This window comes from Halorubrum halodurans, assembly GCF_002252985.1.
Lineage (GTDB): Archaea > Halobacteriota > Halobacteria > Halobacteriales > Haloferacaceae > Halorubrum > Halorubrum halodurans.
Genome location: NZ_NHPJ01000040.1, coordinates 22,710 through 33,542 on the forward strand (window position 1 = coordinate 22,710; position 10,833 = coordinate 33,542).

The 10,833-nt window shown below is 71.2% G+C and carries 11 protein-coding genes; 3 read left to right on the forward strand and 8 right to left on the reverse strand.

The features are described 5' to 3' along the window. Nucleotides 1-38 precede the first annotated feature (38 nt). Nucleotides 39-2,711, reverse strand: a complete 2,673-nt coding sequence (gene leuS / locus DJ70_RS03665; RefSeq protein WP_094530253.1) for a leucine--tRNA ligase — start codon at nucleotides 2,709-2,711, stop codon at nucleotides 39-41. 98 nt (nucleotides 2,712-2,809) lie between these two features. Between leuS and thrC the strand changes: the two genes are divergently transcribed. Continuing rightward, nucleotides 2,810-4,039: a threonine synthase gene (thrC, locus tag DJ70_RS03670; protein WP_094530255.1), complete on the forward strand. Its 1,230-nt coding sequence runs from the start codon at nucleotides 2,810-2,812 to the stop codon at nucleotides 4,037-4,039. Between the two features lie 19 nt (nucleotides 4,040-4,058). Here the strand turns inward: thrC and DJ70_RS03675 are convergent, their stop codons facing one another. After that, a complete protein-coding gene (locus DJ70_RS03675) occupies nucleotides 4,059-6,332 on the reverse strand; it encodes a hypothetical protein (RefSeq protein WP_094530257.1) in 2,274 nt (757 codons plus the stop codon). 83 nt (nucleotides 6,333-6,415) lie between these two features. Between DJ70_RS03675 and DJ70_RS03680 the strand changes: the two genes are divergently transcribed. Continuing rightward, the gene (locus DJ70_RS03680) at nucleotides 6,416-6,823 is read left to right on the forward strand and encodes a hypothetical protein (RefSeq protein WP_094530259.1); all 408 of its coding nucleotides are present in this window, start codon (nucleotides 6,416-6,418) and stop codon (nucleotides 6,821-6,823) included. Nucleotides 6,824-7,282: 459 nt separating this feature from the next. Here the strand turns inward: DJ70_RS03680 and hisE are convergent, their stop codons facing one another. The 6 genes from hisE to DJ70_RS03710 all read right to left on the reverse strand — a co-directional run bounded on the left by hisE (nucleotide 7,283) and on the right by DJ70_RS03710 (nucleotide 10,452). Beyond that, entirely contained in the window at nucleotides 7,283-7,630 is a 348-nt protein-coding gene (gene hisE / locus DJ70_RS03685) for a phosphoribosyl-ATP diphosphatase (protein WP_094530261.1), read from the reverse strand. Next, nucleotides 7,627-8,220: a pyridoxal 5'-phosphate synthase glutaminase subunit PdxT gene (pdxT, locus tag DJ70_RS03690; RefSeq protein WP_094530263.1), complete on the reverse strand. Its 594-nt coding sequence runs from the start codon at nucleotides 8,218-8,220 to the stop codon at nucleotides 7,627-7,629. Before pdxT ends, hisE begins: the two co-directional genes overlap by 4 nt. 79 nt (nucleotides 8,221-8,299) lie before the next feature. Then, nucleotides 8,300-8,965 carry a cytochrome c biogenesis protein CcdA gene (locus tag DJ70_RS03695; protein WP_094530265.1) on the reverse strand — a complete coding sequence of 222 codons (666 nt, stop codon included), beginning with the start codon at nucleotides 8,963-8,965 and terminating at the stop codon, nucleotides 8,300-8,302. Nucleotides 8,966-8,981: 16 nt separating this feature from the next. Next, a complete protein-coding gene (locus tag DJ70_RS03700) occupies nucleotides 8,982-9,524 on the reverse strand; it encodes a TlpA family protein disulfide reductase (protein ID WP_094530267.1) in 543 nt (180 codons plus the stop codon). A 1-nt stretch (nucleotide 9,525) separates the two neighbouring features. After that, on the reverse strand, nucleotides 9,526-10,209 hold the full coding sequence (locus DJ70_RS03705; protein ID WP_094530268.1) for an SCO family protein: 684 nt from the start codon (nucleotides 10,207-10,209) through the stop codon (nucleotides 9,526-9,528). Between the two features lie 78 nt (nucleotides 10,210-10,287). Continuing rightward, the gene (locus DJ70_RS03710) at nucleotides 10,288-10,452 is read right to left on the reverse strand and encodes a preprotein translocase subunit Sec61beta (RefSeq protein ID WP_094530270.1); all 165 of its coding nucleotides are present in this window, start codon (nucleotides 10,450-10,452) and stop codon (nucleotides 10,288-10,290) included. A 167-nt stretch (nucleotides 10,453-10,619) separates the two neighbouring features. Here DJ70_RS03710 and DJ70_RS03715 point away from each other — a divergent pair. Further along, nucleotides 10,620-10,833 (forward strand): thioredoxin family protein (locus tag DJ70_RS03715; RefSeq protein WP_094530272.1); only part of this gene is annotated, 214 nt, incomplete at its 3' end.

The window sequence follows — 10,833 nt, forward strand, 5'->3', positions numbered from 1 at the left end:
ACGAGTGCCGTGCCGGACGGGTGCTCCGTGCCGACCGATCACTCCGCGATGTCGATCGCGGGACGACCGGGCTCGGCGTGGCGGGCGGTCTCCGGGTCGGCGTCCGCGGCGCGCTCGACGACGACGGGGGCGTCGAACTCGCGTTCGATCAGCCAGGCGGCCGCGCGCAACGCCGCGTACTCCTCGTCGCCCGAGAGCGTCTCGGAGAGCGCCTCCCGCTCCGCCTGGAGGTCCTGCCCGTAGGACGCCGCCTCGTCGCCGCGCGCGCGGATGTGGTCCTCCGCCATCAGCTCCGAAATGAGGTTGTCGGCGTCGCTGTCGATCGCGATCTCGAGGGCGTCGTACTTCCAGTCGGGCGCGATGACGACGTCGATCCGCTCCGGGTCGCGGATGTCGGCGACGTCGACGATGTCGCGGACGTCCTCGCGGGTGTTCGCCACCAGCCGGCGGCGACGCTCGACCGTCTCGCGGTCGGCCGTGGCGGTCGGCCAGTCGGCCTCGACCACGAACCCGTCGCGGCCGAGCGTCTCCCACAGCTCCTCGGCGAGGTGCGGCGCGACCGGCGCGAGCAGCCGGACCGCGGCGTCCAGCCCGCGCTCGTAGACCGCGGGGTGCGGCTCCGCGTGCTCGCGGTAGCTCCGGAGCGTCCGGACGAGGTCCTGTGCCTCGCGCAACGCGACGTTGAACGTGAGGTCGTCGTACTCGTCGCCGGCGATGGCGACGGCGGCGTCCGTCTCGTCGGCGACGTACTCGTCGACCGTCCCGCGGTCGGCGTCCCGATCGGCGGTTTCGACGTCGCCGGCGGCGTACCCCTCGACGAGGTCCGACAGGCGGGCCAAGAAGCGGTGCGTCGACTTGACGCCCTCCTCGGACCAGTCGAAGTCGCGCTCGGGCTGGGCGGCCTGCATCATGAACAGCCGCGCCGTGTCCGCGCCGTACTCCTCGACGATCCGCTGGGGGGAGACGACGTTCCCCTTCGATTTCGACATCTTCTCGCCCTCCAGTTGGACCATCCCCTGTGCGAGCAGGTTCGTGAACGGCTCGCGGTGTTCGAGCCCCTCCTCGTCGGCGAGCACCTTGGTGAAGAACCGCGAGTACAGCAGGTGCATCACGGCGTGTTCGATCCCGCCGACGTACTGGTCGACCGGCATCCAGTCGTTGGCGCGCTCCAGGTCGAACGGCGCGTCAGGCAGGTCCGGAGAGACGTACCGCAGGAAGTACCACGAGGAGTCGACGAACGTGTCCATCGTGTCGGTCTCGCGGGTCGCGGGCGCGCCGCACTCCGGACACGTCGTCGCCTTCCACTCCTCGGCGGCGTCGAGCGGGTTCCCGGTCGTGTTGATGAACTCGGGCAGTTCCACCGGGAGGTCCTCGTCGGGGACCGTCACCGGGCCGCAGTCGTCACAGTGGACGACCGGGATCGGCGTCCCCCAGTAGCGCTGGCGGGAGATCCCCCAGTCGCGAAGCTGGTACTGGACGCTCTCCTCGGCGCTCTCGATCTCCGCCGTCAGCCGCTCGCGGGCCGTCTCGCTGTCGAGGCCGCTGTACTCGCCGGAGTCGACGAGGACGCCGTCGTCGGTGAACGCCGCCTCGCCGGCGTCGGGCGCGTCCGGAACCGTCTCCCCGTCCCAGTCGTCGGGTTCGGGCGCGATCACGGGACGGATCTCGAGGCCCTTCTTCGTCGCGAACGCATGGTCGCGCTCGTCGTGGGCCGGCACGGCCATCAGCGCGCCCGTCCCCACGTCGGAGAGCACGAAGTCGGCGACGAAGACGGGAATCTCCTCGCCGGTGACGGGGTTCGTGGCGGTCAGTCCGGTCTCGACGCCGTTCGGCTCGTCGCCGTCGGGGTCGGCCTCCTCGTCGATGAAGCGGCGGACCGCGTCGTCCTCGGCGGCCAACGCCTCGCTGATCGGGTGGTCGGGCGCGAGCGCGAAGAACGTCGCGCCGAAGACGGTGTCGACGCGGGTGGTGAACGCGGTGACCGGGCCGTGGTCCTCGATGTGGAAGTCCAGTTCGGTCCCGTGTTGCCGGCCGATCCAGTTGCGCTGCATCTGGCGCACCGAGTTGGGCCACCCCTCCAGGTCGTCGATGGCCTCCAGGAGCTCGTCGGCGTACTCGGTGATCTTCAGGAACCACTGGTCAAGGTCGCGCGTCTCGACCGGCGTGTCACACCGCCAGCACAGCTCCGCGTCGCCCTCGACCTGCTCGTCGGCCAGCACCGTCTCACAGGAGGGACACCAGTTCACCTCGGCGTCGCGGCGCTCGACGAGCCCGGCGTCCGAGAAGCGGGAGAAGAGCCACTGGTTCCACTCGTAGTACTCGGGCGTACAGGTGGTGACCTCCCGCTCCCAGTCGTAGCCGAACCCCATCGACTTCATCTGGCCCTTCATCGTGTCGATACAGTCGAACGTCCAGTCGCGGGGATTGGTGTCGCGCTCCTTGGCGGCGTTCTCGGCGGGGAGGCCGAACGCGTCCCACCCCATCGGGTGGAGCACGTCGTCGCCGCGCATCCGGCGGTACCGGGCGTACGCGTCCGTGATCGTGTAGTTGCGGACGTGGCCCATGTGGAGCTTTCCGGAGGGATACGGGTACATCCCGAGGACGTACGTCGGGTCGTCGACGTCGTCCGGCGTGCGGTACACGGAGGCGTCCGCCCACGCCTCCTGCCACCGACTCTCGACCGCGGTGTGGTCGTAAGCCTCCTGAGACATCTGCTTATATACGCGTGGTGCGGTCGGCGTCGTATAGCTTTCCATCCACGGGTGTGGCGACCAGTAGGTTCTCGTGGTCCCTCCCCGACGTTCCGCCCATGGACCACGTCGACTCCCTCGTCTGTACCCTCTGTGGCGCCGAGTACGACCCCGACCAGGTGATCTACACGTGCCCGAATCATCCGGGCGTGAAGGGCATTCTCGAGGTCACGTACGACTACGACCGCGTCCTCGACCGGTTCGACGAGCCGCTCGACGGCGCGATCGGCTCGCAGTGGAAGTACCGAGCGTTCCTCCCCGTCGACGACGACGTCGAGCCGGTGACCCTCGGCGAGGGCGGGACGCCCCTCCTCGAGGCGCCCCGGCTCGGCGCCGAGCTCGACGTCGACCTCCGCGTGAAGGACGACGGCAGGAACCCCACCGGCGTGTTGAAGGACCGGGCGACGGCGATCTCGCTGACGAAGGCGCGAGAGTTCGGGCTCGACGTCGTCACCTGCGCCTCGACGGGCAACGCGGCCGCGTCGCTCGCGGGGTTCTCCGCCCGCGGCGGCTTCGACTGCCGCCTGTTCGTCCCCGGCGACGCCCCGGAGGGGAAGCTGGCACAGCCGCTCGTCTACGGCGCGGACGTGCTCGGCGTCCGGGGGAGCTACGACGAGGCGTACGACCTCAGCATGGCGGTCACGGAGCGGTTCGGCTGGTACAACCGCAACGCCGCGGTCAACCCCTTCCAGGTCGAGGGGAAACGCACCGTCGGCCACGAGCTGGCCGAGCAGACCCGCGAGGAGATCCCCGACTGGGTCGTCTTCTCCATGGGCGACGGCTGTACGATCGCCGGCGGCTGGAAGGGGTTCCGGGAGTTCGCCGACCTCGACCTCGTCGAGGAGACTCCGCGGATGCTCGGCGTCCAGGCCGAGGGCGCGAGCGCGATCCACGACGCGTTCCACGACCACGACGACGCCGACGAGGTCGCCGACACCGTCGCCGACAGCATCTCCGTCGGCCGGCCGCGGAACGCGGTGAAGGCCTGTTCGGCGCTCGAGGAGAGCGGCGGCGAGTCGATCCTCGTGAGCGACGAGGAGGTCCTCGCGGCGGAGTCGCTCCTGGGGCGGACCGAGGGGATCTACGCCGAGCCCGCGGGGGCCGCCCCGGTGGCCGGCCTCCGGAAGGCCCGCGAGGCGGGGATCGTCGAGGCCGGCGACTCCGTCGTGGTCGTCGTCACCGGAACCGGCCTGAAGGACACGAGGAGTGCGATGCGAGCGGGCGGGGAGGTGACCGCGATCGATCCCGCGATCGACGACGTGGTGGAGCGGTACGGCGACGCCGACTGAGCCGGTCGCGGGTGACGATCTAGAGCTTCTCGGCGTCGAGCGCCTGCCGCGCGCGCCGACCCGCCTGCGCCAGCCGGTTGTCCGCCGCGTTCGAGAGTCCCGGCGGGATCCCGCTTCTCGCGGCCTCGAGGCGCTCCGCGACCCGCTCGAGGCGTTCCGCGACGACCTCCAGCTGTCGGTCCGCGTTCCCGCGGTCGCCCTCGCGGGCACGCGCTTCGGCCCGTTCCGCGGCCTCGACGACCGCGGCGAGCGCCCGCTCGAGCCCCCGGACCGCGTTCCCAGGACCGCCGCTGCCGCCGCCGTTTCCGGCGGTCCCGCCGGGTCCGCCGCCGTCGTCGTCGTCCGCGTCGCCGTCGTCCGTGTCGTCCGATCCCGCCCGCTCCGCGATCTCCGCGCGCGTCTCCTCCGCGATGTCGGCCAGGAAGCCCGCGAGCGACGCCTTCCCCGTCTCGGGCCGGTCGATCCGGATCCCCTCGTCGGTCTCCGGGTCGGGGGTGACCCGGTACGCGCCGACCGCGTCGTCGGCGTCGCGCACCTCGGTCGTGTACGCGCCCCCGACGTGGACGTACACGGCGTCGGTCCCGTCGACCGACGACTCGTAGATCCGCCCCGCGAAGTCGTCCTCGAGGGCTGTTCCCACCACCTCGGCGTCGGCCTCCGCGTCCGTGATCTCCAGTTTCGTCGCGTCCTCGCGCGCGACGAGAGGTATCTCGCCGTCGACGCCGGCGGTCGTCACCCGGTCGGCGGCGGTGGCGGGGCCCCCGCCGCCGTCGTCCGGTCCGTCCCCGTCGGCGTCCAGGCCCTCGGCTCCGGCGTCCGGGCCCTCGGCTCCGGCGTCCGGGACCGTCAGCCGTTCGCCGTGGGGGGCCCGACCCGCGCCGTTGACCGCGAGGCGGTGATCGCCCGGCTCGACGCCGCGGACGACGGCGACGCCGCCGAACGTCGGCACCGCCTCCGGGTCGCTCTCGAGCAGCGCGACCGCCTCGACGCCGGCGTCCGTGGTCGTCAGTCCCTCGTTTTCCGGCGCGTCGTCGCTCGTCACCGCCTCCGTCACCCGCGTGAGGACCGTGTTCACCGGCGCGGGCTCGCCGATCGCGTCGTACCGGTCGGCGAGCTCCGCGCGATGGTTCGGGGCGGTGATGTCCGCCGCCGGGTCGTCGTAGCGGGGCTGTGCCCACGGCACGCCCGTCGTCGTGATGTGGCCGGCGACCGCGTCCTCGACGACCTCCGGGACCGCGAACTCGAAGCTCAACTGCGGGCCCACGAAGGCGTCTATCCCCTCGAGTTCCGCGGTGGGGACGAGGTCGTAGCCGATCGCGTTCCCCGCGTCGCTCTCGCCTGCCGCCTCGAGCCGACCGGCGTGCTCGAACGTCACGCCCGTCTCGCGGAGCGGGAGGTCCGTCGGCGGCGACGCCGGCGCGTCGAGCGACCGGACCGTGAGCGCGTCGTCGATCAGCGACTCCCGGTCGACTGCCGGGAGCCGGTCGTGGTCGTACACCGGCTCGCCCTCGTACTCCGGGACGACGAACGGGAGCCGTGCCCCCTCGTCGCGGGGGAGTCCGTAGGCGAGCGGGATCTCCGCGAGGTCCTCGACGCCCTCGATCGCGGTGTTCGTGACGTCGGCGAGCAGCCCGTCGGCACTCACGCGCTGGAAGCGGTCGGGCACCTCGTTGACCGACAGCGTCGAGGAGTGCGAACCGAGTTCCGGAAGGATCCGGGGGACCACCGCCGGGTCCGGATCGAGGAACTCGTTGTTGGGCACCCGTCTCGAGTGCGAGCTGGCGACGTACAGCTGCGGCGCGTCGGTCTCGCCGTCGACGAAGACGTGGAGCACCTCCCAGTCGTGCCAGTGGAAGTTGGTCGTGAACTGGTCGAACGCGGAGTAGAACCAGAACTGGACGGCCTCGAGCGGGGAGTCCTCGTACCGGACGCCGTGGTAGAACACGGTCGGGGCGGGCGGATCCGGCGACGACTCCGGGTCGCCCGCGGTCCCCTCGAACCGCTCGTGGTAGCCGTTCAGCGCGTCGAACCCGTCGACGACCGTCTCGCCGTCCCGCTCGCTCGTGTACGGGCGCGGGTCCGTCGGGAACCACGGCTCGTGGACGTCGAAGTACAGCCGCGGGGCGAACCGCTCCGCGAGCGCGGCGAGCCGGTCCGCGTCCATCCCCGACGTGTCGCCGTCCGGCTCCCGTTCGAGCGCCGAACACCCCGCGAGCGACGCGCTGGCGAGACCGGCGGTCGCGCCGAGGAGGGTCCGGCGATCGAGCGTCGTCCGGGAGCGTTCCGGCGTCATTCCGTTCGGAGACGAGCACAGAGGCGAATAAGCCTTCTGACGCCGGGCGAACGTATTTGTGCGCGAAGCCGCCATCTCCGGCCATGGACACGAAGCGGGCCCTCTACTACGCGGCGGTCGCGATCGGCGCCCTGATCGCCGTGAGCGTCATCGTCTCCGTCGTCTCGGCGATCCTCAGCCTCGCCTGGGCGGTCGTCTCCGCGGCGGTGAGCCTCGCGGTCCTGGCCGGGATCGTCTACGTGGCGTACAGGGTCGGATCGTGGCTGTCGGACGGCGACGACGGGGCGGGGGCCGCCGACCGAGTCGGGGGGCCGCGGCCGTCCGCGTCGACCGGGATCGAGGCCGGCGACGCCGCGAACCGACGGGAACGGCTCCGCCGGCAGTACGTCGAGGGCGAGATCGACGAGGCGGAGTTCGAGCGCCGGATCGCGCGGGAACTGGAGACCGAGGATCTCGACGAAATCGAGCGGGAGCTCGAGCGGGAGCGGTGACACGCGGTGGAGTTCGAGGAAGATCGGGGTGCGTAGAAGGGAATAGTTGCCGGCGCGGTGAACACGCTTACCGAGACCGTCTTCAAAGCCCCAGTCGCTCGTTTATACGTGGATACTAGCGCGATGAACTGCTTCAAAGCCCCAGCAGCGACGGCTCGGGGGCCTCGTTGCGCGCTTCAGTCGTTCGCTCCGCTCGCTCCTTCCAGTGCTTACGTCGGCCGCCGTCGCCCTCGCTGCTGCCCCTTTGAGTCCCACCCAACCACGCTGCCCCGCACCTCACACCTCCCCAGCCTCGCGGTTCGCGCTCTTCGAGCGCTCACCGCGTCCCTCGCGTTCTGCTCGTGCCCTGCCGGGCACTCGCAGGCGCGCCACCGCTTAGGTGATCACCTACTCCTTCACCTGTACTGAGCGAATCTCGTCCCGTGTGGGATCCCTTCGATGACGCCCTGCCCGATGATGCTAGAACCGGTCGCGAAGCTCCCCGCGGAGGTCCGCGAGGTCGAGGTCCTTCATCGAGAGCAACACCAGCAGGTGGTACACCAGGTCGGCGCTCTCGTAGGTGAGTTCCTCGAGGTCGTCGTCCTTCGCCGCCAGGATCGCCTCCGTCGACTCCTCGCCGATCTTCTCCAACACCGCGTTCTCGCCCTTCTCGTGGGCGAAGAGCGAGGCGGTGTAGGAGTCCTCGGGCAGCTCCCGCTTTCGCGACTCGATGGTCGCGAACAGGTCGTCGAGGACCGCGTCGGCCGCGGGCACCCCGTCGGAGGGGGCGTCGCCCGACTCCCCGGAATCCGCCCCGTCGTCGCTCACGCCTCCACCTCGCTGTCGGGGAAGAAGGCAAGGTCGTGGATCCGCGAGTCCGCGGTGAGCTCGGGGTGGAAGGAGGTGGCGAACACGGGGCCGTCGCGCACCGCGACCGGCCGGCCGTCGACCGTCGCGAGCGTCTCGACCCCCTCGCCGACCTCGTCGATGGCGGGCGCGCGGATGAACACCGCGTGGAACGGCTCCGAGAGCCCCTCGACGGGGACCTTCGCCTCGAAGGAGTCCTTCTGTCTGCCGAACGCGTTGCGGTCGACGGAGACGTCGACGAGCCCGAGCGCGTCGACCCGGTCGTCCTTGGCGTCGCGCGAGCACACGATGAGCCCGGCACACGTCGCGAGCACCGGCTTGCCGGCCGCGACGTGGTCGCGGATCTCGGCGGCGATCCCCTCGCGGTGGATCAGCCGCGAGATGGTCGTCGACTCCCCGCCCGGCATGAGGAGGACGTCGCAGTCGGGGACGATCCCCGAGTCCCTGACCTCGACGACCGCCGCGGACTCGCCGTGGGCGGTCGCGGCGCGGCGGATCGCCTCCGCGTGTTCGGCAACGTCGCCCTGGACCGCGATGACGCCAGCTTTCATATCGTCGATCGGCGGGGGACGGTCAAAAGTGGCGCGCTACGGCGAGCCGACCCCGTGACGGCCCCCTCCGGCCGACCGGTCAGTAGACGACGAGCGCGAGGTACAGCTGGCCGATCCCCGCGGCCACCATCACCGCGCCGGCGATCCGCTTCAGCGTTCCCGAGTGCGTCATGATCCGGCCGGCGTTCGTGAGCAGGCCCATCCCGGTCGCCACCGTGGTCGCGACCATCAGCACGGCGACGACGCCCGCGTAGGTGCCGAGCAACAGCAGCGCGGCCTCGGTCGGGAGCGCGATCGCGCGGGCGATGACGGCGAGGAAGACCGGCGCGACGCAGCCCGCGCCGGCCAGCGCGTATCCCGCCCCGAAGATCCCGAACCCGACCACGCTCGCGCGGCGCTTCGGGAGCGGGACCGATATCGACGGGGTCCGCCCGGCGACGACGAGCAGCCCGAAGACGACGAGCAGCCCGCCGACGAGCGACTCGAAGACAGTGACGTTCGAGAGCGTCGCGTGGCCGACCCGGACGGTCGCGCCCGCGAGGACGGCGAACGTCGCTAGCACGCCGAGCCCGGCGGCGATCCCGCGGGATCCGGCCCCCGCGATCGAGACCTCCTCGGCGTCGACCTGGTTCACGTAGAACCCGACGTAGCCGGGGAGAAGCGGGTACGCACACGGCGAGAAGAACGTCGCCACGCCGGAGGCGACCGCGAACGACAGGTCGGTCGCGAGGGCGGTCCCGGTCATCTGGCGGTGGCGTCGATCATCCCTCGAGCACGTCCTCGATCCGGTCGACGAGCGTGTCGGCCGTGTGGACGCCCGAGTCGGACCAGCGGACCCGACCCGTCGAGTCGAGGACGACGGCGGTCGGATAGCCGCCCACCTCGAGCGTGGCCGCGAGTTCGGCGGTCGGGTCCGCGCCGACGAGCCAGTCGCCGTCGTTCTCGCGCCACCAGTCGGCGACGGTCTCCTCGGCCACGGACCGCCCGACCGCCTCGGTCGTCACCGACACGAACAGCACCTCGTCGCCGACGCGGTCCGCGGCCTCGCCGAGCGCCGGCATCTGCTCGGCACACGGGGGACACCACGTTCCGAAGAAGTCGACGAACGTCGGGCGGTCGGGGGCCGGGATCGTCACCTCCCCGTCGCGGCTGCCGGGAGCCTCGATCGTGTCGATCGTGAGCAGCGCCACGGGCTCCGTCGACGCCCCGCCGAGCGCGGCCGGGACGTTCCCCGTCGCGACGACGCCGCCCGCGCCCAGCGCGCCGGCGCTCGCGATCCCGGCGAGGAGGTGGCGTCGTTCCATCCTACGCGGTCACCACCCGTTCGAAATCGCTCACGAGCCGTTCGATGTCCGTCTGCGGCCCTCTCGGGTACGCCCGCTCGACGATCCCCTCCTTGTTGGCGAGGAGGATGAGCCCGTAGTGGGGGAACCGATACTCCAGGTTCTCGTACCCGTCGGCCGCCTGCTTCTCGATCACGAGCCCGAACTCCTCGTCCAACAGCTCCTGGCCCGCCTCGTAGCTCTCCGGGCGGAGGAAGTGCCAGTTGCCGGCCTCGAGGGTCACGCCCTGCTGGCCGGCGTACTCGCGGAGGACGTCGGCGGTGTCGCGCTCGGGGTCGAACGTGAGCGCGAGGAACGCGGCCTCGTCGCCGTACCCCTCCTCGGCGGCGACCGCCTGGGCGCGCCGGAGCCGGAGGATGAGCGCGGGACACACGCCGTCCGGGCAGTTGGTGTAAAAGGAGGTCCACAGGACGGCCCGCTCGCCCTCGAACGCCTCGGTGGACACCGTCTCGCCGGTTATCGGGTCCGGGACGGAGAAGTGCGGCATCTCGTCGCCGTAGCTCGGGTGGGAGGCCGCGCTCAGGTCCCGCTCGGGGGGATCGAGCACCGTCCCCTCGGGACCGGAGCTTCCCAGCACGCCGAGACAGCCGGCGCTCCCGGCGACGGCGGGTACGGCGAGCGACCGCAGATAGTGGCGGCGATCCATACCGGAGGGCGGGGCCTCGCGAATAAGTCCGTTTCGTCGAGTCCCGGAGGATGGCGGGAGGCGGCGGGACGGGCGCGCCTACGCGACCGCCAGCGAGAGGACCTGGACGAAGACGCCGAAGAGGATACAGAACGCGAGGACGGTCTTGGGGTTGATCGCGATGGCGTTGCGGTCCTGCGAGTCGAAGTACCGGACGAGCCCCGCGCTGGACATCAGTCCGCCGGAGTTGCTGCCGCTGCTCATGCGCCGACGTTCCGCGTCCGCGGTCCTAAGCGTTTCGTCTCGGGGAGCGCCCGGTCGAGCGTCCCGCCGGAGCCGCCCTCCCGCGAGCGCCGCCGTCGCCGGTCACCCCACCTCCCCGCCGCGTGAGAAACCCTTATCGGCGAGCCGGCGCTACGTGTCGCCGAACCATGACCGTTCGAGTGCTGGATTTCTATGCCGACTGGTGCGGCCCGTGTAAGACGCAGGACCCGATACTGGAGGAGGTCCAGGAGGAGCTCGGCGACGCCTTCGAGCTCCAGAAGGTCGACGTCGACCAGGAGCAGGACGTCGCCAACCAGTACCAGGTCCGGTCGCTGCCGACGCTCATCGTCGAGAACGACGACGGCGTCGTCGACCGGTTCG